The organism is Escherichia sp. MOD1-EC7011, assembly GCF_002965005.1.
GTDB lineage: Bacteria > Pseudomonadota > Gammaproteobacteria > Enterobacterales > Enterobacteriaceae > Escherichia > Escherichia ruysiae.
Genome location: NZ_PTRD01000052.1, coordinates 1 through 20,365, shown reverse-complemented (window position 1 = coordinate 20,365; position 20,365 = coordinate 1). Strand labels below are relative to the sequence as shown.

Annotated in this window: 17 protein-coding genes and 1 pseudogene; 13 read left to right on the top strand and 5 right to left on the bottom strand. The window is 52.6% G+C overall.

The window, feature by feature from the left end:
- Nucleotides 1-9: 9 nt before the first annotated feature.
- The 5 genes from tssG to tagK are packed head-to-tail and all read right to left on the bottom strand — an operon-like array spanning nucleotide 10 to nucleotide 5,123.
- On the bottom strand, nucleotides 10-1,005 hold the full coding sequence (gene tssG, locus A7098_RS22140; RefSeq protein WP_000012133.1) for a type VI secretion system baseplate subunit TssG: 996 nt from the start codon (nucleotides 1,003-1,005) through the stop codon (nucleotides 10-12).
- Nucleotides 1,002-2,885: a type VI secretion system baseplate subunit TssF gene (tssF, locus tag A7098_RS22135; RefSeq protein ID WP_105281426.1), complete on the bottom strand. Its 1,884-nt coding sequence runs from the start codon at nucleotides 2,883-2,885 to the stop codon at nucleotides 1,002-1,004. The genes tssG and tssF overlap by 4 nt, the downstream gene beginning before the upstream one ends.
- Before the next feature lie 15 nt (nucleotides 2,886-2,900).
- Nucleotides 2,901-3,395, bottom strand: a complete 495-nt coding sequence (gene tssE / locus A7098_RS22130; protein WP_000994234.1) for a type VI secretion system baseplate subunit TssE — start codon at nucleotides 3,393-3,395, stop codon at nucleotides 2,901-2,903.
- On the bottom strand, nucleotides 3,392-4,222 hold the full coding sequence (locus A7098_RS22125; protein WP_105281425.1) for a type VI secretion system accessory protein TagJ: 831 nt from the start codon (nucleotides 4,220-4,222) through the stop codon (nucleotides 3,392-3,394). Before A7098_RS22125 ends, tssE begins: the two co-directional genes overlap by 4 nt.
- Nucleotides 4,209-5,123, bottom strand: coding sequence for a type VI secretion system-associated protein TagK (gene tagK / locus A7098_RS22120; RefSeq protein WP_085460354.1), 915 nt, complete (start codon nucleotides 5,121-5,123; stop codon nucleotides 4,209-4,211). Before tagK ends, A7098_RS22125 begins: the two co-directional genes overlap by 14 nt.
- A 331-nt stretch (nucleotides 5,124-5,454) precedes the next feature.
- Here tagK and tssH point away from each other — a divergent pair, with 331 nt between their 5' ends.
- From tssH to tssM, 13 genes and pseudogenes are all read left to right on the top strand, one after another.
- Nucleotides 5,455-8,088 (top strand): type VI secretion system ATPase TssH, encoded by a 2,634-nt coding sequence (gene tssH, locus A7098_RS22115; RefSeq protein WP_105281424.1) that lies wholly within the window; start codon nucleotides 5,455-5,457, stop codon nucleotides 8,086-8,088.
- Between the two features lie 218 nt (nucleotides 8,089-8,306).
- Nucleotides 8,307-8,597 (top strand): annotated as a pseudogene (locus A7098_RS22105) (hypothetical protein).
- A gap of 60 nt (nucleotides 8,598-8,657) precedes the next feature.
- Nucleotides 8,658-9,203 carry a type VI secretion system contractile sheath small subunit gene (tssB, locus tag A7098_RS22100; RefSeq protein ID WP_000996814.1) on the top strand — a complete coding sequence of 182 codons (546 nt, stop codon included), beginning with the start codon at nucleotides 8,658-8,660 and terminating at the stop codon, nucleotides 9,201-9,203.
- 24 nt (nucleotides 9,204-9,227) lie between these two features.
- Nucleotides 9,228-10,742 (top strand): type VI secretion system contractile sheath large subunit, encoded by a 1,515-nt coding sequence (tssC, locus tag A7098_RS22095; RefSeq protein ID WP_000245851.1) that lies wholly within the window; start codon nucleotides 9,228-9,230, stop codon nucleotides 10,740-10,742.
- Nucleotides 10,743-10,792: 50 nt separating this feature from the next.
- A complete protein-coding gene (locus A7098_RS22090) occupies nucleotides 10,793-11,200 on the top strand; it encodes a BPSL0067 family protein (protein WP_105281423.1) in 408 nt (135 codons plus the stop codon).
- Nucleotides 11,201-11,212: 12 nt separating this feature from the next.
- Entirely contained in the window at nucleotides 11,213-11,665 is a 453-nt protein-coding gene (locus tag A7098_RS24450) for an STY0301 family protein (RefSeq protein WP_071987998.1), read from the top strand.
- Nucleotides 11,666-11,845: 180 nt separating this feature from the next.
- Nucleotides 11,846-12,331 (top strand): Hcp family type VI secretion system effector, encoded by a 486-nt coding sequence (locus A7098_RS22080; protein WP_000312804.1) that lies wholly within the window; start codon nucleotides 11,846-11,848, stop codon nucleotides 12,329-12,331.
- Between the two features lie 67 nt (nucleotides 12,332-12,398).
- The gene (gene tssJ, locus A7098_RS22075; RefSeq protein ID WP_032224536.1) at nucleotides 12,399-12,932 is read left to right on the top strand and encodes a type VI secretion system lipoprotein TssJ; all 534 of its coding nucleotides are present in this window, start codon (nucleotides 12,399-12,401) and stop codon (nucleotides 12,930-12,932) included.
- A gap of 3 nt (nucleotides 12,933-12,935) precedes the next feature.
- Nucleotides 12,936-14,279, top strand: a complete 1,344-nt coding sequence (tssK, locus tag A7098_RS22070; protein WP_105281422.1) for a type VI secretion system baseplate subunit TssK — start codon at nucleotides 12,936-12,938, stop codon at nucleotides 14,277-14,279.
- A complete protein-coding gene (gene tssL / locus A7098_RS22065; RefSeq protein ID WP_105281421.1) occupies nucleotides 14,276-15,592 on the top strand; it encodes a type VI secretion system protein TssL, long form in 1,317 nt (438 codons plus the stop codon). The genes tssK and tssL overlap by 4 nt, the downstream gene beginning before the upstream one ends.
- A 7-nt stretch (nucleotides 15,593-15,599) precedes the next feature.
- Complete coding sequence (locus tag A7098_RS22060) at nucleotides 15,600-16,286, top strand: hypothetical protein (RefSeq protein WP_105281420.1); 687 nt, start codon at nucleotides 15,600-15,602, stop codon at nucleotides 16,284-16,286.
- Nucleotides 16,283-16,570 carry a hypothetical protein gene (locus tag A7098_RS22055; protein ID WP_105281419.1) on the top strand — a complete coding sequence of 96 codons (288 nt, stop codon included), beginning with the start codon at nucleotides 16,283-16,285 and terminating at the stop codon, nucleotides 16,568-16,570. Before A7098_RS22060 ends, A7098_RS22055 begins: the two co-directional genes overlap by 4 nt.
- Nucleotides 16,570-20,365: type VI secretion system membrane subunit TssM (gene tssM / locus A7098_RS22050; protein ID WP_105281418.1), on the top strand; the 3,796-nt coding region annotated here is incomplete at its 3' end. The genes A7098_RS22055 and tssM, both read left to right, overlap by 1 nt.

Sequence of the window (20,365 nt, the reverse complement as noted above, 5' to 3'; positions counted from 1 at the left end):
AAATTATCCTCAGTGTGCCAGATAGTGTTCAGGTTCGAAAATCATGCCCGTCACCGGGTTGTCGTGCAGGGCTTTCCCTGCCCAGGCGGTCCAGCCAAGCTGATATGGACCGCCAGTAACAGCCGGAGGGGCTGCGTGTGGTTTAAGCTGTAGCTCAATTTCCCAGCAGTATTCAAACCCGGTAAATGCACGAACCAGTTCCGTTAGTACTGGCAGGTTATTACCACCAGGCAGGAAACGCCGGTAGTCAGCCAGTGTCAGCGGGCCAATCACCAGCCGGAACTTATATTGCATGTCCGGCACGGCCTGGCCGATGAGTGCGCCGTTGCCAATGACGGAAGAGGGGGCTGGTATCCCCAGTCGGGTAATTTCATCATCAGCCACCGTTATCCAGTGCAGGACATACTCTTGTATCCGGAAAGGCACACTGAAATAGTGCGCCAGCGTGGCGGCCAAGCCGTCCGGGTTGCGGGATTCGCGCACCAGATGGGCCGATGCCGCCAGGCGAACGTGATCCGGCAGCGAGCTATCTGCACTTTCCCGTAAATCCTGCCCGCTGAGGCTGGCGATATAAAAGGCAAAACGGTCATATTCCTGTTTATCCAGACCGCCCCCGGCGGACTGGGCGCTGCGCCATGCCTGATAAAACTGCGTCAGCCAGCGGTGATGAAAAAGATCGGTAAAACGGGTCAGGGTCGGATCGCAGCGGCTTTCGGTCCGATTGCGCGCGAGCTCAGTGTAATGCAGTGGCAGCGGACCGTTCGGCCCCCACAGTCCAAGGCTGTAAAGGCTAAGGTGCAGGCGTCCTTGCTGCCAGCTCACATTGGCGATTTCCCGTGGCGCAAAGGTCAGTGTAGGTGTTTGTCCCAGGCGAAATTTTTCCATACCTGGTTGCCAGGCACTACCTGCAGGGACGGTACACAACTGCACATCCACGCGGCGCATCAGGTTCAGAAAACCATAGCGCCAGGGCGTTTTCTGCGCTTGGGTGAAATCGCCGCTCATACACTTCCCCGTAGTCCGGCTCTGACCGGCCAGGTCATAATTTTCCCACGTTGCATACTGTGCAGCGTCATCTGCGAGAAGGTATTAATGGAAACATGACGAGCGATATATTGCTCCAACACCAGACCGAACAGATACGGGCTAATACCAGAGAATCCGTCTTCATCCACCGTCAGCTCACAACTGACGCCGCGACCATAAACCAGCAGCCCGGAACCGGGCAGACGGCGGGTAACAGGCGTTGTTTTACAGCCAATCAGGCTGCGTACCTGACGCGACTGCGGACTGTCATGCGCCGGAATAAACAGGTTCAGCAGATCGCGCAGTGCCTGACCGCCGGTGCGGTGATCCAGATCGGCCAGCGGCAGATAATTAAAGGATAACTGGCGGATCAACCGCCAGGCCATTTCACGTTCCGCCAGTGGTGGCTGTGGTGGACGAGGTGGACGGATAAGCCCCACACCTGCCACAGGGATGGCCGCATCCACGGTCAGATCGTCCCGGCCATTGCGTGCGATAAGACAGGGCAGATCGCGGTTGGTGACCATGGCAGTGATGGTGATATGGCGCAGATTTTCCGGGTATGGGGCTTCATACTGGTCAACCAGCGACAGGAATACTTCCGAACCCGTATAGGGTGTGCGGGTGCCGTAGCGGCGGGCGTTCTCAGACAACCGACGCGGCTCCCGGCGCAGGGAAAAATAACGCCCATGATTGCCTTCATCATTATTGCGGGTGTGGTAGAGCGGGCGAAATGTCATCTTCCGCGTGGTGTCGGCTTCCAACCCTTCCACTTCCTGGACCGAAAACACCTCATAGTCGAGCGGATGGGTTCTGTCCACCACCAGGTGCTGCTCCGTCGTGCTGTGAGTGATATCGATCCGGGCGGTGACGCGGGGAAACAGGTTGATCACCGGGGTACAGAACAGGCTGAACTGTGCAGCATTTGTCTGGTGGATCAGCCAGTCTGGCGGCAGGCGGTTCAGTAAGATAACAATTTCCGCCACGCCGCTGTGAATTTTTTGTAACCCGGCAGACAGACCCGTCGGGGTGAAAAAATAAAAGCGTTCCGGGCAGGCAAAATATTCATGCAACAGGTTATGGCCGTGGAACACGTTCCACGCCAGCGGCAATAGCCCCTGATTCGGCTCCAGACCCTCGTACATGACGGGCTGTTTCAGATTCACATCCAGTACGCCGTCAAAATGACCCGGAACGCCAGCCAGTGTGGCAATGGCGCTGGTGTGCAGCAGTTCGAACAGGTGTGAGGTCGTGCGCTCCTCGCCGCAGAGATAGAGCGGCAGCTTGTCCAGCCCGGCAAGCTGGCTGAAGGTCAGTTCACCGAAGGTGCGCAGGGTAATGCGTAGTGCTCCGGCGACGTGAATGTTAGCTGGCAGGTAGCGGTGCAGGGCGGGCATATCCGGCGGCGCGGCGGTCAGGCGCGCCTCTTCGATGGCAAGCGGCCACAGTGTCACATCCTGGCTGCTACGAAACTGGCAGGCGGCGCTTTCACCTTCCGGAATGGAGGAAAAAAAGGCAGTGTTGCGTGGGACGGTGAATCCCTTCGCCAAATCACCTTCTTCCGGATCGGGATGTAGTTGTGCCACGCTCATTGAGGGGGTTGGGATGATGTAATTGGGACTGACGACCTCCAACAAACGCTGGGTGAAGCGGGGAAATTCAGCGTCAATTTTAAGCTGCGTGCGGGCGGTCAGGAAGCTGAAAGCTTCGATCATACGCTCCACATAGGGATCGGCAATATCCGCTCCCTGCATTCCCAGACGGGCGGCGATTTTGGGATGACGGGCGGCAAATTCGGCTCCCGTTTCCCGCAGGTAGCTCAATTCGCGGTTGTAGTATTCCAGTAGCCGTGGATCCATCACTCACCCTCTATATTAATAAAATGTAATGCGGCTGTGCTCCATATCCAGCGCACTACGTACCCGGAATGCTGTCGGATACGGCTGCGTGAGGATCTCACCGCAAATTTCAAACTGTAATGTGTTATGGCCATTCTGGCGTTGTTCATCCTGTAGCGGGATGATTTGCAGTGTGGAGGTCTTCAGCCGGGGTTCAAACCGGGTAATAGTACGCAAAATGGCTCTGCGGATATCATCCCACTTATGTTCATACAAAAAGCTCCCCGCCAGCGGCGGCAGGCCGTAGTTCACTACGGAAGCAGCCGCCTGCGGGTAACGCGCGGCATCAATATCATCTTCATGGCTGATGGTGTTGAGCAGAAACGACAAATCCCGGCGGATGATCTCTTTAAGCTGAGCTGGGCTAACACTGATATCGTGGTCGCGCTTCTGGTTTGGGGTGTCGTCGCACAGGCGGTCAAACAGAGTGGGTAGTAAGTGTTTGCCCGGGCGCTGGTGGGAGGCATTCATGCATCTTGGCCTTCAGGTGAATTAAAGGTGCAGGTGCTCAAATCCAGCAGGCTGATATCTCCGTGGCTGGTGAGCCACATTTTTTGCCCCAGAGCCTGTACCAGGGTTTCTCCGGAACCATCCTGCCAGACGGTTTTGCGGCACAGACACAGGGTATCGGAGGCCTTTTCTGAACCGCTGTAGCGGGAAAATAGCCAGGCACCATGCACATCACCATTGTGAAGTGTGATATTGACGGGTTTCCAGATCAGATCGGTCAGACTCGCTGGCGGGGGCGATTTCAGTGAGCGAATTTGCGAAAGCGGCAGCCAGATATACATGCCACCAGTGACCAGTTCCAGCACTGGGCTGGTACGGGAGTCGCTGTCGCTTATCCAGTCAAATGTGCCGCCATTCCACTGTCCGGCAGTGTCTGTTATGGTCTCAAACGCGCGGCTGCGGTGGGCATCGGCATCTGACGTTTTACCATGGGCGTTACAGGCGAGGGCGACAAGCAGATCCTCCATCCAGACGGGCGGAGGGAGAATAAAGCCGGGACGTTGTTCACCATGAAAGCAGGACTGGCGGTATATCTCACAGCGAATCAACTCCCCAAATACCTGCGCTTCTCGGGTATAATTTGCATCCAGTCGGGCGCACAGTTGGATTTGTTGCAGCGCTCGTGACCAGTTGCCGAGCACGCACAATAACTGAAACAGGCTGTGCCGATGGAAAGCCTTAGTTGGGTGCATCTTTACTTGTTGCTCAGCCATCTGAATACCTTCCGCTACAGAATAATTCCGCAGCAGTGCCGACAAGGTAGCCGGTAGCACGTTATTGCTTGTCATGATAGATATCTCCGTGTTGTACCGGGTTTACCCGGTAATGGCTGTCAATGCCAATGATGCGGTGCTCACGTTGTGTCAGATCGGGTAAGACGGCGCTATGCACCATTTCCGATGCGTATTCCGGGGAAAGCAAGTGCAGAATATCGGGGAGAACCGTTTCGGTAGGCCAGATCGTTTCTCCTTCGCCGGTGGTATCCAGGACATCGAGAATAGCGTCAATGCTTAACCCTCCTGTGACCATATCCTGCAATGAATCAGCTTCAGTGGTCAGATTGCGCAATGAGGCCAGATCCAGCGTAACTGCCTCTTCATTAAGGGGAAATGGATCGGCATAACGATGGATATCTTGTTCAGGGGACAATAATGCCTGGCGGTATTCCTGGTAAAGTAGGGTTAGTGGGTTATCTGTTTCTGGGGTGCCTTCGGTGGCGACTGTGCCATGAACCGGAATGATATCAAACGGATTTTGCGACTGCCGTTGCTGTTGTCGAAACCAGTCAAGATCGAGATATTCGCTTATTGTTTCCAGCGAAACAGCAGTCTGTGGTGTCGTCTTTTCCTCACGTGGAGTAAGAGACGTCGGATTGTTACGAACAAGACACCAGGAAGATAATCCCCATTCAATCAGATCCCCTTCATTCAGGCGCATACGGTGATGCGGCTCGACAATCTGATCATTTACCGTGCAACAATATTCATCGGACTGATTGATTATCCACCACGCCTCTTCGTGGCGAGTCAGGCTGAGAGCAATTTTCGCATTCTCATCCACCTCAAAAACAGGAAGCCAGGGCGCGTTGACGGTGAAGATAATCTGTGTTCCTGCAGTCGCGTAAATTGTGCTATCGGTAACCCCGTGCGCCTGTATTTTTTGTAGTCCCCAGGAAATATTTCGTTTCATTACGTATCGCTGTATAGAATGTTCTTTTCAATAGAAGAATAATTTCAATTTTTTAGATAAGTAATGCTGAACAATTTATTTTATCAATATTAATTCCTGCGGAAATGTATTGTGATAATTTTGATGTAATATATTCATAATGTATATGTGATTGATTTTCTGTATTGAAAAAAAACATAAAAAAGATACTAACCGCTATATTACATTGCGTTCTGTGATATGCATCATTGTTTCATTCTGGAATTTTGATGATTCTATTAATTAGAAGTTCTAATCGGTACATTTATGTTTATGTATCATTTATATGTTCTTACATCATCAGGTGTAACAGATGGACACTCCTGTTTCACGCAGTGCACTATATGGAAAGCTAACAAAACCTTTATTCAGGTCTTTGGAGTCTGCGACAACGTTCTGTAAATTACGCGCTAATCCTTATGTCGAACTAACGCATTGGTTGCATCAGCTAATACAACAACCAGAGAATGATATTCACCATGTTCTTCGGCATTACCAAATAACATCTTTTGATGTAGAGAATGCGTTAATTCAGCAATTGGATATATTGCCTGCCGGAGCTAGCGTAATTAGCGACTTTTCCCACCATATAGATCTTTCTGTTGAAAAAGCCTGGATGTTGGCAAGCATCCGTTTTGGCGATCACAAAATTCGTAGCGGATGGTTACTACTAGCCTGGTTAACCACACCAGAATTGTATCGAGTGTTAAAAAATATCTGTGCGCCATTGGCTGGGTTACCGGTAAATAAACTATTGGATATTCTTCCGTCTTTAATCTCATCATCCCCTGAAATATCAGAGATTCCATATGATGGTTCGGATTTGAATTCTGCGGTTCCGGGAGAAAGCAGTCAGGCATTTTCCAGTAAATCAGCAGGGAGGAAATCCGCGCTGGCGAAATACTGTCAGGATCTGACTGCACAGGCTCGCGAAGGTGGCATCGATCCAGTCACCGGTCGAGAGCACGAAATTCGTACTATGACGGATATTCTGCTGCGCCGTCGGCAGAACAATCCGCTGCTAACTGGCGAGGCAGGCGTCGGGAAAACGGCTGTGGTGGAAGGGTTCGCGCTGGCGATTGCCGAGGGGGAAGTGCCGCCCTCACTGCGTAACGTGCGGTTGCTGTCGCTGGATGTCGGGGCGCTGCTGGCGGGAGCGTCTATGAAAGGCGAATTTGAATCCCGCCTGAAGGCGCTGCTGGAAGAGGCTGCGTGCTCGCCGCAGCCAGTGATTCTGTTTGTCGATGAGGTTCACACCCTGGTAGGCGCCGGAGGTACATCCGGTACAGGTGACGCTGCCAACCTGCTGAAACCGGCGCTGGCGCGTGGCAGTCTTCGAACGATTGGGGCGACCACCTGGAGTGAGTATAAACGCCATATAGAGAAAGATCCGGCATTGACCCGGCGATTTCAGGTGTTGCAGGTGGCAGAGCCGGAAGAGGCTGCCGCTGTTGAGATGGTACGCGGGTTAGTCACTACGCTGGAAAAGCACCATAGCGTACTCATCCTTGATGAAGCCGTGCGTGCTGCTGTACAGCTTTCTCACCGTTATATCCCGGCTCGACAGCTACCGGACAAAGCCATCAGTTTGTTGGATACAGCCGCAGCCCGCGTGGCGCTGTCGCTGCACACTCCACCAGTGAATATCCAGTTTCTGCGTCAACGGCTCAAAGCCGCTGAAATGGAGCAGGAACTGCTATTAAAACAGGAAAAAATGGGACTCCGCGCAGAGCGAGGCGACACACTGGCGTCGCAGATTATATCGCTGAAAAGAGAACTATTTGATGCGGATGAACGCTGGCAGCAAGAACTAGAGCTGGTTAACAGGTTACAGGAGCAGCGTGCTGCAGAAACCCGCGAGCGTGATGAAATCACACTGCAACAGTCAGAAGCAGCATTAAGAGTCTGGCAGGGTGAAAACCCCATCGTGTTTCCGGAAGTTAATGCGGCGGTGGTAGCGGCGATTGTCTCCGACTGGACCGGCATTCCCGCTGGGCGCATGGTAAAAGATGAAGCCAGCCAGATCCTAGAACTGCCTGCCCGCCTGGCGCAACGTGTTACCGGGCAGATGGATGCTCTGGCGCAGATTGGTGAGCGTATCCAGACCGCGCGGGCGGGGTTAGGTGATCCGCGCAAACCTGTGGGCGTCTTTTTGCTGGCCGGGCCGTCCGGTGTTGGCAAGACCGAGACCGCGCTGGCGCTGGCAGAAGCAATCTACGGCGGTGAGCAGAATCTGATTACTATCAATATGAGCGAGTTTCAGGAGTCTCACACCGTCTCCACGCTGAAAGGCGCGCCGCCTGGCTATGTTGGCTATGGCGAAGGCGGTGTGTTGACGGAAGCTGTACGCCGTCATCCCTGGAGCGTGGTGTTGCTGGATGAAATTGAAAAAGCCCATCACGACGTCCACGAGTTGTTCTACCAGGTATTCGATAAAGGTGCGATGGAGGATGGCGAAGGTGTCCACATCGATTTCAAAAATACCACGCTGTTGTTGACCACTAACGCAGGTGCGGAGCTTATCAGCCAGCTCTACGAGGATCCGGCGTTGATGCCCGATTCAGCAGGGCTAAAAGAGGCGTTAATGCCGGAGTTACGCAAACACTTCCCAGCGGCTTTCCTGGGGCGGGTGACGGTTATCCCTTATTTGCCGTTGGATGAGAAGGCGCGAGGTGTTATTGCCCGTCTGCATCTTGGCAGACTGATGGATCGTATGGCGGAGCAGCATAGCGTTTCACTCATCTATGGCGACGAACTCATTACGCACATTGTGGCGCACTGCCCGATGCACGAAACAGGGGCACGCTTGCTGATTGGTTATATCGAGCAGCATATTCTGCCGCAACTGTCCCGTTACTGGTTGCAGGCGATGACAGAGAAAACAGCTATCACGCAAATCTGCATCCGTGTTGATGAGGATGAACAGATTATTTTTGAAACGGATTAATGGAACATCCTTATTGCAAAAGAATTAAGTGGTGCATTGTGGGTTAGTCGCTTTCCTGGAGATTCTTCCACCAATGATTTGCAGGGGGCTTTTTGTGCATCGGTAGATAAATTTTTGCGCACGCCTGCTAATGCGCGTGCAAGGGGCTGTATTTCTGCAACATATCGTCCTCCCGCCAGAGCATATCTCATGCGCTGGTCAATTGATGGACATTAAGTATGGCATTTCGTTATCCGATGTTGTTGACATTCCTGTTAATGATGTTCGCCCCCTGTGTTCAGGGGGAACCGCCTTTACCACAGGATGTGCAGCATTTTCTGAGTAATGCGGAAATGTGCCAGCATCTTGCTGGTGAATGGGACAGTTCTTTACCAGAGAAGGATAAAAGAGACATCGAAAAAGGGGTTGATACCTGGTGTCCTCCAGCAAGGAAATAACTCCCTGTGCTGCGGGAAAAGTACAAAGAAAACAAAGAGATTATAAAAATACTCTCTGCGTATGATTTTTAAACTGTACCGTCGGACCACTCCCCTGGTGTCGTCGGCTGACTGAGAAGGAAATGAAGGATTATGGCTATCAACAACAGCGCGCAGAAGTTTATTGCCCGCAACCGCGCGCCCCGCGTGCAGATTGAGTATGACGTAGAGATTTACGGCTCCGAGAAAAAAATCGAACTGCCGTTTGTCATGGCGGTGCTGGCCGATCTGGCCGGTAAACCACGCGAAGAGCTGCCACCGGTCACCGATCGTAAATTCCTTGATATTGATATCGATAACTTCAACGAGCGGATGAAAGCCATTGCGCCGCGCGTGGCATTTGCTGTCCCCAATACGCTGACGGGCGAAGGGCAGTTAATGGTCGATATCACGTTAGAGAATATGGACGATTTTTCGCCTGCGCAGATTGCCCGTAAGGTGGATGCCCTGAACCAGTTGCTGGAAGCACGTACTCAGCTTGCCAACCTGCAAACCTATATGGATGGTAAAGCGGGAGCAGAAAATCTGATCAACAAACTATTACAAGACCCAACGTTACTGAAAGCTCTGGCCAGCGCGCCAAAACCTGTCGCTCAACAGGAAAGTGTCTTATCAGGTGAAACGGGAACAGCAGACTAACTGCGATTTTATTAAGGAACTTTCATGGTAAACGATACTCTTCTGGCGACTGGCGACCTCTCTACTGCGCAAACCACTGCCTATCAGGAAACGGAGTTTGATTCGCTGCTGGATAAAGCCTTCCGTCCCAAGACTCCTCAGGCTGCAAAGGCGGTTGAGGCTGCAGTTCAGACGCTGGCCCAACAGGCTCTGACAAATACGGTCATCGTTAGTGACGATGCTTATAAAAGTATTGCTGCGATTATTGAGCAGATCGATTTCAAATTAACGGAACAGATCAAGCTAATCCTGAGTCATCCAGATTTTCAGAAACTGGAGTCCTCCTGGCGTGGAATGGAACATTTGGTTTACAACACTGAAACCGATGAAAAATTAAAAATCCGCTTTATGAACCTTTCGAAGGATGAATTGCGGAAAAATATGAAACGTTACAAAGGGATCGCGTGGGATCAAAGCCCCATGTTCAAAAAGCTGTATGAAGCCGAATATGGGCAGTTAGGCGGAGAACCTTACGGTTGTATCATTGCGGATTATTATTTTGATCACACCCCGCCGGATGTGGATCTGCTCGGCTCCATTGCCAAAGTGGCAGCCTCCGCCCATGCGCCGTTTATTGCCGGGGCCTCTCCATCAGTGTTGCAGATGGATTCCTGGCAGGAACTGGCCAACCCGCGTGACCTGACCAAAATTGTGACCCAGAACCTCGAATATGCACCGTGGAACTCACTGCGTAAAAGCGAGGATTCTCGTTACATTGGCCTGACGATGCCGCGTTTTCTCTCCCGTTTGCCTTATGGCGCGAAAACAAACCCTGTCGATGAGTTTGATTTTGAAGAAGATGCGGATGGCGCAGATCACAGCAAATATGTCTGGAGTAATGCCGCCTATGCAATGGGGGTAAATATCAACCGTTCTTTCAAACATTACGGTTGGTGTACGTTGATCCGTGGTGTGGAATCTGGTGGGGCGGTAGAAAATCTGCCCTGTCATACCTTCCCGACCGATGACGGCGGCGTGGACATGAAATGCCCGACGGAAATCGCCATCTCTGACCGCCGTGAAGCGGAACTGGCAAAAAATGGCTTTATCCCGCTTATCCATCGCAAAAACTCTGATTACGCCGCCTTTATTGGCGCACAGTCGCTGCAAAAACCTCAGGAATATTACGACCCGGACGCCACGGCCAACGCCAATCTCTCAGCCCGGTTGCCATATCTGTTCGCTTGTTCAAGGTTTGCGCACTTCCTCAAGTGCATCGTGCGCGACAAGATCGGCTCGTTCAAAGAACGTGAAGATATGCAGCGCTGGCTCAATGAATGGATCATGAACTACGTTGATGCCGATCCGGTGAACTCCTCACAGGAAACTAAAGCTCGTCGGCCGCTGGCGGCTGCTGAAGTGGTGGTGGAAGAAGTGGAAGGTAATCCGGGTTATTACGATGCCAAATTCTTCCTGCGCCCGCATTTCCAGCTTGAAGGATTAACGGGGTCGCTGCGTCTGGTCACAAAACTGCCGTCAGTAAAACAGGGTACTGCCTGATTTTTATGAATATTTTAATGAATGATGTCAGATAATACTCAGGGGGAGATATGTCATATGTTTATGGCCTGGTAGATTCATTGCAGGGCACTGAAATGGTGGGAATGGCGGGAGCAGGAGACCGAAAGGAATGTGTGTTCTTAGTTCAGGTATATGCACATGTAGGGCATACCGGAACGTGGAAGCAGGGGCGGAAAGTTTTCGGAGATAAATCGATCCGCAGAGGAACAGCAATCGCGACTTTTGTGAATGGGAAATATCCACCGAGGGAAGATGCTCATAAACATGCTGCTTTCTATCTCGAACAAGATGATTCGTATATTTATGTTATGGACCAGTGGACAGGTAAAGCCTCGAATGTATCGGCGCGCAAAATCTCCAGAAAAGGCGGAATGCGCAGTGATGGATCCTATCCTGATGCCAGTAATAATGCGGAAGCTTTTTATGTTATTGAGTAGAGAATAGATGCTATGGAGACGCGTTTTATTTTTTCTCTGTTATTGGGTTATATATTGTTTTATCCACAATATGTTGCAGCGTGGGAAGTCAGTTGTCCCGTGTTTATCAATATAAAATCCTCAACGACAGTACTGGAGTCGGATGTACCTACATCGTGGCAGGAATCTTCCCGCTATGAACCCCGCCTGTGGCTGGACGGCGTAGGGATGTCGCAGGGAAAACCTGAAAACCGGGTAGATCTAAAACCAGAGACAGAGAAAATAAAGGGTGAAACCAGGCAAATATGGGATACCACAATGAACAGTAATCAGGATAGTGAACGTTACTGGGTTTCCTGTATTTATAACCACGGACAGGTTTGGTTATCACAACCAGTACCTGCATCGGCGACACGGTGTCAGGCATCTTCTCTGCCGGGTCAGCGGGAACAAGGAGAGTCACCGGTATCTGTGATATGTAAATAAATATAATCCATTCAGTTTATGAATTAATTACATGCCGGTATCTCATTACCGGAAATTATACAGCCTTCTGTTCTTCTGAAATTAAGGAGAGGGGGTTCTGTACGGCAATGATTTACCTGTATCCAGATGTACAGATAAATCAGAGATTATTTTTAAGTAATTCTTAATAAGGAAATGAAAATGGCTTATGACATTTTTCTGAAAATTGACGGCATTGATGGCGAGTCAATGGATGACAAACATAAAAATGAAATTGAGGTACTGAGCTGGCGCTGGAATATCCATCAGGAGTCCACCATGCACGCAGGCAGCGGTCTGGGATCCGGTAAAGTCTCCGTGACTAACCTGGAGTTTGAACATTACATCGATCGTGCCAGCCCGAATCTGTTCAAATACTGCGCATCCGGTAAGCATATTCCGAAGTCCATCCTTGTCATGCGTAAAGCAGGCGGCAATCCACTGGAATACCTCAAGTACACCTTTACTGACCTGATTGTGGCTGTGGTTTCCCCCAGTGGTAGCAAGGAGGGCGAGATAGCTTCCCGCGAGAGAGTCGAACTCTCTTTCAGCACCGTGAAGCAGGAATACGTGGTGCAGAACCAGCAAGGTGGCAGCGGCGGCACCATCACCGCAGGCTACGACTTCAAGGCCAATAAAGAAATTTAAGCGGTACTTTTCCGGCCCGGAAAATAGCCGGGCTGGTTTTTATTGTTTGATTTTAAAGGAAATTATAGTGAATAAATGGCGTAACCCCGGTGGGTGGTTATGTGCGGTAGCTTTGTCTTTTGTCTGCCTGCTTTCCGGGTGCAGCATTGACAGCGACGACGTGCCGGACCTGATGTCACAAAGACTCGATCTGGTGATTAAGGCTTCCGATAAGGTGAATCCTGACAATCAGAAAAAAGCCGCGCCCATAGAGATACGCGTTTATGAACTGAAAAATGATGCAGCCTTCACGGCGGCGGACTGGTGGTCACTTCAGGACAATGACAAGGCTGTTCTTGCCGATGATTTACTGCACCGCGACAGCTTTATCTTGCGCCCGGGCGAGGAGAAAAAACTGCGCCGCTCTCTCAATAAGGAAACCACCACGCTGGGGATCCTCGCCGGATACCGCAATCTGGGAAAATCGGTCTGGCGAGCCACATATAAAATTCCTGATCCACCGGAAAAAAGTTGGTACAGCCGCTTTATGCCGAAGAAAAAAGTCGAACTGGATGCTGACATAGAGCAAAGCGCCATCGTGATTAAAGAACGGGATGAGTAAATTATGAGTTGGAATAACCGGGTGGTCTGGAGTGAAGGACAATTTTTGCTGCCACAGATGTTTCAGCAGCAGGAACGCTATCTGGAACACGTTATTCACTACCGCAGTCTGCCGCTTTCCCCCTTTTTCTGGGGCTTCAGTGAATACAGCATTGACAGTGAGGCGCTGAACATCGGCAAACTGGTACTGAAAGAGGCTGCCGGGGTGTTTGCGGACGGTACGCCGTTTAATGCGCCGGGCCATACGCCGCTGCCGCCGCCGTTGGCCATTCTGCCGGAGCATCTTAACCAGCAGATTTGCCTGGCAGTGCCGGTACGCACGCCGAACAGCGAGGAAACCAGCTTCGACAATAACCCGGAATCGCTGGCGCGCTTTTCGGTGCATGAAAATGAAATTCGCGATGCCAACTCGCTGGGGCGTGGCGCACAATTGTTGCAGCTCAGCCACCTGCGCCTGCGCCTGTTGCCGGAAAAAGCAGTGACGGATGCGTGGATCGGCCTGCCGCTGACGCGCATTACGGCTCTGCATCCCGATGGCCGGATCGAGCTTGACAAAGATTTGATCCCGCCAGTGGTGAACTACCAGGCAAGTTCACTGATATGCACCTGGCTGTCGTGGATCAACGATCTGATAAAAATGCGCGCAGATTCACTGGCGGAACGGTTGACGGGCAGTGATAAACACGGCCATGAGGCAGCGGAAGTGTCGGATTACCTGCTGTTACAAATTCTCAATCGTTTTGGCCCATTACTGATCCATCTGGCGAAAACGCCGCTGTCGCCGGAAGTGCTCTATCGTAACCTGTCCGAACTAGCCGGTGAACTCTCGACCTATGTGCGACCACAAACTCGCCGCCCGGAAGAATATAAAGAATATAAACACCTGACGCCTTATGCAGGGCTGAAATCGGTGGTGGACGAGGTACAGTACCTGCTGAATGCCGTGCTGATCCGGGGGGCGCAGCGGATTCCGCTGGAAGAGGGGGCTTATGGCATCCTCAATGCGGTGGTTGAACCTTCCGAACTATCGGGTTTCAGCGCGCTTGTGCTGACGGTGAAGGCGCAGATGTCTGCCGACGCCCTGCTGCAATATTTTTCCGCCCAGACCAAAATCGGGCCGTCCGAACGCCTGCCGGAACTGATCCGCTCGCACCTGCCGGGGCTGACTTTGCAGGTGCTGCCGGTGCCCCCGCGTCAGATTCCGTTCCAGTCCGGGTACATCTATTACGACATTCGCCGCGATGGCGTGCTTTGGGAACATATTGCCCGCTATGGAGGCATGGCCATGCACACTGCCGGAGAGTTTCCGGGGCTGGAGATGGCTCTGTGGGGAGTGCGTGATAAATGACCGACGATATCCTGACGCCGCAGGCGGCGAATACCCTGCCATTTCAGCCATCAACCGGGGGGGGAAAGACACCCGACAATGACGGTTACGGCGCGGCCATAAAGGACACTCTTCGCAAGGAGGAGAGCAAGGTGGTCGTTGAGGACGGCCCGGATATGAAACTCCGGCTGGCTGAAATCACTGCCGCCACTAATCCCCTGCTGGCGGCGGCAAGTCCTCTGTTATGTGCACTGGCGCAGATGCCCCGCGAACTCGCCCCTGGTTTTATCGAACATTACCGCGCCCTGCTAGAGCGGGAGGTTCGCCGATATCAGACGCTGTGCGACCAGGCAAACCTGCGCCGCGAGCATGTGCTGGCGGTTCGCTATTGCTTGTGTACGGCGCTGGATGAAGCCGCCAACAATACAAGCTGGGGGCGACGTGGGGTTTGGGCTGGAAAAAGCCTGCTGATCACCTTTCATGGCGAAAGTGAAGGTGGCATCAAGCTGTTTCAGATAATTGGTCGTCTGGCCTCCAGCTTCCAGGAGCACAGCGATGTGCTGGAAATCATTTACCACATACTGGGGCTGGGTTTTGAGGGGCGTTACAGCGTGCGCCCCGACGGGCGTAAACAACTGGATGATATCCGCCAGCAATTGCTGACTCAACTGATCCAGCGCCGCGATCCGGTAACACCAACACTTTCGCCTGGTTTCACCGGTGCCGTCGGCGGTCGGATTCGGCGGATGCAGCGAGTGCCTGTCTGGCTGAGTGGCGGAATAGCCCTGCTGGTGATGTTGACCTTATTTGGTTTTTACAACCACCGGATGAGTCTCGCCACAGAAGCCGTACAGCAGCGTATCGATGCCATTGGTAAAAATCTGCCGCCACCACCCGTTCCCGTGCATAAACTGCGACTGAAAATCTTGCTGGCGAACGAGATCATCCGTGGTCTGCTGACGGTGGAGGAAGATGAGCATCACAGTCGGGTGGTCTTCCGGGGCGACACGATGTTTGTGCAGGGGCAGAAAACCGTGAATGACGCGCTCCGCCCGGTGATTGATAAGGCCGCGCGCGAGATTGCGCGAGTGGGGGGCGCAGTGACGGTGACTGGTCACACTGACAGCCAGCCGATCCATTCTGCGGAATTCCCATCTAACCAGGAGTTATCGGAAAAAAGGGCGACGGAAGTGGCTACGCTGTTGAAGTCCGGTGGTGTTTCTACCAGTCGAATCCGGGTTGTCGGGAAGGGGGATACCGTGCCGGTGGCTGATAACCGCAATAAAACCGGACGAGCGCAGAATCGCCGGGTGGAAATTCTGGTGGTGGAGTAAATTAATAATGGAAAAGCTGGAGTGTAATGCGTCTAACCATTCGCCAGTGTGGGGAGTAACAGAATTTATATTCTGGAAACTGGCACCTAAAAAATGGGGGGGAGGAGTAGCATTTGGGCGTTATTTTAAAGATGGTTGGGTGAAGCATAACAGCCTTTTGATCAATGCAGCTGCAAATGCCTGGCATTTACCTGCTCCCTTGCTTGCTGGAGTTTGTTGGATTGAAGTAGTGGGAGATCCTCAGATTGTAGACACGTTGGTATTTGAATTTCGTGCTATGAGTTGGAGTGGGCCTGAGTGGGTTGATGAACATATCACAATAGCTTCGAAACCAGAAAAAACATCTTTTGGTGCGGTGAGTATGCAATTGCGAACTGCAGCCAAAACACTCGGGCTTGATGAGACTAAAATGGATAATTCTCAGTTGCGTGAGTTGGAAAATTACCTCCAACATGATGTTTTTAATATAAAATTAGCTGCAAGGCATCGTTATCAATTGGCTGACAAAGATGGCTTTCAGGTATCCTTACCTCACCTGACAGAAGAACAAATAAGAATTATTGAAGCTCGTTATAATCGAGGTATTTCTCTTAGTCTGGAAAAAATAAAGAAAGATACCAGCTATGGCGATTTTATTATCAACAACTGGTTGCATTTCTCTGGTTTATTAATGACTGTCTGGGAGTCCTCATGAGAAAAATAATTAAGATAACAGGATGGTTATTATTCATTATGGGGTTGGTCACTATCATGCTTTTTTCCGGGAATGAGTATCAGTGGATGCAGGATATGGAGCCTTCAATAACAGCATTGCCTCAGAGAAATGGAAATAGAGAGGTAATCAGAAGATTAATTTATTTTATTTCAGCGGCTATTCAGATTGTTCTTTATTTTCTTTCAGTATCACGTACAGGAAAGGGGTTTTCAGTCCTGGGTATTTTGCTATTACTGATTATCGCATGGAGCTCTGAACAATAATGCAAAAATTTCTCAGTCTGCTGTTTTCCCGCCGCGCATTGGCGATTGTCGGCGTGGTGATGCTTGTGCTGCTGGTCTGGTTTATCGGACCGCTGGTGGCGTTTGACACCCTGCATCCGCTGGTGTCCGTGAGCAGTAGGGGGGTGACCATCGTTCTATTACTGATGCTGCTCATCCTGTGGCTGGTGAACTGGTCAATGAGCATTATTGGCGTTACGGTTCTGTGCCTGATCATCGGTTTTGTGTCACCGTTGCTGGCCTTTGGCGACGTTCGCCCGTTTGCGCCACTGTGGCTGCGTCTGACGCTTATCGGCCTGATCCTGCTGACTTATGCACTATACGGCCTGTACCGCCTGTGGCGGGCGCTGCGCCTGGATGAACAATTGCTGCGCCGTTTCCTGCATCCACGCGGGGAAGACGTGCCGGTGGCCGGGGAAATTAAAGCTGATTTGCGCACCGTCAGCAATATTGTCACCCGCGCCATCCGGCAACTAAAACAACTACGAGTAGATCAGCCATTCTGGCGTAAGGAACTGGAAGGAAAGCGTTTTCTGTACGAGTTACCGTGGTTTATGGTCATCGGCAGTCCGGGCGATGGTAAAACTACCGCGTTGCTCAACACTGGATTGCAGTTCCCACTAGCAGAACAGATGGAACAGACCGTACATATCCTGAATGTACCTGGTGGTGGCACGCTGCATTGCGACTGGTGGTTTACCAACGAAGCGGTACTTATCGATACCGCTGGGCGCTATGCCCGCCACGATGATGGCGGCGAAACGAACGCGACACAGCGTAACGCCGGAGAGTGGCAAGGATTTTTGGGGTTGCTGCGAAAACACCGCCCCAACGCGCCGTTGAACGGCGTGCTTCTGACGCTGAACGTGGCAGATCTAACCGCGCAGTCATCGGCAGAACGCCTGGCTACTTGTGCAGCCCTGCGTGCACGGCTGGCAGAACTGAGAGAGACGCTAGGGATCCGTTTTCCTGTGTATCTTATTGTCACAAAAATGGATCTGTTGCCGGGCTTTACGGAGTATTTTCGTGGTCTTACCAGTCACCTTCGTACCCAGGTATGGGGCTTTACTTTGCCTTACAGCCGGAAACGTAATTCCGCAGATCTGCAGTCGCGACATGCGCTCTGTGGGCAGGAACTGGCAAATCTGACGCTGCGGCTGGATCAGGGGCTGGATACCCGGTTGCAGGAAGAGTACGACCTTAAAAGCCGCCAGCGGCTGTATCGCTTCCCGCGTGAATTTGCCGCGCTGGGCGCGCCATTGCTGGAAGCCATTGAACAGATCTTCCTCGATTCAAAATTCGATGCCACCCAGCTTAACAACACCTTGCGCGGCGTATTTTTCACCAGCGCGGCACAGGCGCAGGCGGACGCCGTGGCAGACCATACGGGCATCTGGCCGCGTTTTGTCCGGGCAATAAAAGGGAAGGCGGATTCACCGTCTCATACCCTGCCGGACGGCAACCGCAGCTATTTTCTCCACGATCTACTGAAACAGTTAATCTTCCGCGAAGCGCACCTGGTGGAGCCGAATCTCCAGTGGGCATGGCGTTACCGGCTACTGCGTACCGGCGGGCATCTGCTGGTACTGGCGCTGGCTTTCTGGTTATGGCAGGGAATGCAGGGCAGCCAGCAGGGTAACAACGGGTATCTGAATGAAATCGCCACCCGGACGGCTAAACTGGATACTGATGTCAAAGCCTATACCGGAAAACCTGCGATGCACCCGGTTCCCGCATTACTGAACCAGGCGCGGGCGCTCTCTGCCTGGCCGGGGCTGGATCCGGACTCACCGCCGCTGGCCTGGCGTTACGGGCTGTACAGCGTTCCGCCGGTGATGGAGAGTGTGGCCTCTCTGTACGACCGCCTGCTGGACCAGCTGCTGTTGCCGCCGCTGGTGAAACGCATGGAATATGTGCTTTCGGAAGCGATAGCACGTCAGAACAGCAAAGCCGCCTATGACACCCTGCATGTTTATCTGCTGCTGAACCTCGATAAAGACCACGAGGACAAATACAACGCGGCGGAAATTCACTCATGGGTACTGAATGACCTGGACAACCGCGACAGCGTGGCGGAGTTTGGTGGTCGTGCAGCCGTGCTGGAACATATCGACGCTCTGTTTGACGGTAGCCGCGTAGTGCATTCGCCCTACGAAAAAGATGAGGGGTTGATCCGCCAGGCGCGAACTTTCCTCGATGGACACACCAGCACTGAGCGTATCTATGCCCGTGCACTGGCTTCTATGGAGAGTGAAGCACCGCAGGAGTTTTCGCTGGTGCGCGCTGTAGGGGCAGATGCTGGAACCGTCTTTGTTCGCACGGATGGCGCGCCGCTGGAGCGGGGCGTACCGGGCATCTTCACCCGCGAAGGCTACCGGGACTTATTCGACAAACGACTGCCTGAATTTGTTGCCGCAGCGTCAGCGAATGATGCCTGGGTGATGGGGCGGGAAAATGCGCAAAAAAAAACGACTGAGAGTGTAATGAGTCAGCTACCGGGACAGGAACTCCCGGTTACCCGTGAAGTCCGTCGCCTGTACCTGACTGAATATGCCCGCCGGTGGCAGGATTTTCTGGTCAGTATTCACAGCATCAACAGCGCCGGGGAGGACGGTGGTCCGGGGCTGGCCTATGATCTTCAGGTGCTCCGTACCCTGGCCTCGCCAGATTCACCGTTGATGCGGCTGAGTAAAGCCGTGGTGGAGCAGACCACCCTGGTACCGCCGCTGGATGCACAGGCCAGACAAAAGCAGATGGCCCAGCGAGCGCAGGATCGGCTTTCCGGTAATGCGGGAAAAGTGGTACAGACGGCGAAGCTGTTCCAGGACATCCATCCAGAAGAACGTCTGGAGAAAACGCTGGTGGATGATCGTTTTGCCGCATTGCGGGAAGTTGTTTCCGGGCGTATGGACAGCGGACAAGGGGGCGGTGCACCACAGCTTAATTCGCTGCTGACGATGCTCAATGAATATTACACCCAGCTCACCATTGCAGACAGTGCACTGGCGGCCAGCACATTACCGGGCCGCATTTCGGCGGCGGATAAACTTCAACTGGAGGCAGCAAAACTACCCGCGCCGCTGAAAAATATTCTGCTGGATTTAACACTGCAGGGGACACGCAAAATCAATGCCGGAACGGGTGAAGTGCTGAATGCGCAAATGGAGGCGGTGATCGGTGATGAGTGCCGTGACGCCATTGACGGGCGCTATCCCTTTACCGACAGCCCGCAGGAGGTCAGCGCGGACGATTTTAACCGTATCTTTGCCAGCGGCGGGGTGCTGGATGCCTTCTGGACGAAACAACTGGCCCCGCTGGCGGACATTGCCAGCAATCCGTGGCGTTACAAACCGACCGAAGGCAACATGACGCTGCACGGGCCAGATCTGGTGCCGTTTCAGGAGGCAGAACAAATCCGCCGCGTCTTTTTTAACGGGGAAGGCGGGAAAAAGTTTTCCTGGGCGATGCAGGTCCGCGTCGTGGATATGGATCCGGCCATCACCGAGCTGGTGATTGACATTGATGGGCAGGTGCTGCGTTACGCTCACGGCCCGGTCAGGCCGCTAAAAGTGAACTGGCCGGGGCCGCGTAATGGCTCAATGGCGGAAATCACCGCCAGCCCGCGCATCCGCCAGGACACCTCGACGCTGCTGACGAACGGGCCGGGGGCGCTGTTTCACCTGCTGGACGCGGGTAACGCGCAGGATACAGCGGTCCGGGGAACGCAGCAGGCGGAGAACAGTGTTGTTGGGCGAGGGGTAGTGCTGGAAATCACCG

Excerpts from the sequence above, each read along its gene's own strand:
- tssG (WP_000012133.1), bottom strand. The coding sequence starts at position 1,005 with ATGAGCGGCGATTTCACCCAAGCGCAGAAAACGCCCTGGCGCTATGGT.
- tssF (WP_105281426.1), bottom strand. The coding sequence starts at position 2,885 with ATGGATCCACGGCTACTGGAATACTACAACCGCGAATTGAGCTACCTG.
- tssE (WP_000994234.1), bottom strand. The coding sequence starts at position 3,395 with ATGAATGCCTCCCACCAGCGCCCGGGCAAACACTTACTACCCACTCTG.
- A7098_RS22125 (WP_105281425.1), bottom strand. The coding sequence starts at position 4,222 with ATGACAAGCAATAACGTGCTACCGGCTACCTTGTCGGCACTGCTGCGG.
- tagK (WP_085460354.1), bottom strand. The coding sequence starts at position 5,123 with ATGAAACGAAATATTTCCTGGGGACTACAAAAAATACAGGCGCACGGG.
- tssH (WP_105281424.1), top strand. The coding sequence starts at position 5,455 with ATGGACACTCCTGTTTCACGCAGTGCACTATATGGAAAGCTAACAAAA.
- tssB (WP_000996814.1), top strand. The coding sequence starts at position 8,658 with ATGGCTATCAACAACAGCGCGCAGAAGTTTATTGCCCGCAACCGCGCG.
- tssC (WP_000245851.1), top strand. The coding sequence starts at position 9,228 with ATGGTAAACGATACTCTTCTGGCGACTGGCGACCTCTCTACTGCGCAA.
- A7098_RS22090 (WP_105281423.1), top strand. The coding sequence starts at position 10,793 with ATGTCATATGTTTATGGCCTGGTAGATTCATTGCAGGGCACTGAAATG.
- A7098_RS24450 (WP_071987998.1), top strand. The coding sequence starts at position 11,213 with ATGGAGACGCGTTTTATTTTTTCTCTGTTATTGGGTTATATATTGTTT.
- A7098_RS22080 (WP_000312804.1), top strand. The coding sequence starts at position 11,846 with ATGGCTTATGACATTTTTCTGAAAATTGACGGCATTGATGGCGAGTCA.
- tssK (WP_105281422.1), top strand. The coding sequence starts at position 12,936 with ATGAGTTGGAATAACCGGGTGGTCTGGAGTGAAGGACAATTTTTGCTG.
- tssL (WP_105281421.1), top strand. The coding sequence starts at position 14,276 with ATGACCGACGATATCCTGACGCCGCAGGCGGCGAATACCCTGCCATTT.
- A7098_RS22060 (WP_105281420.1), top strand. The coding sequence starts at position 15,600 with ATGGAAAAGCTGGAGTGTAATGCGTCTAACCATTCGCCAGTGTGGGGA.
- A7098_RS22055 (WP_105281419.1), top strand. The coding sequence starts at position 16,283 with ATGAGAAAAATAATTAAGATAACAGGATGGTTATTATTCATTATGGGG.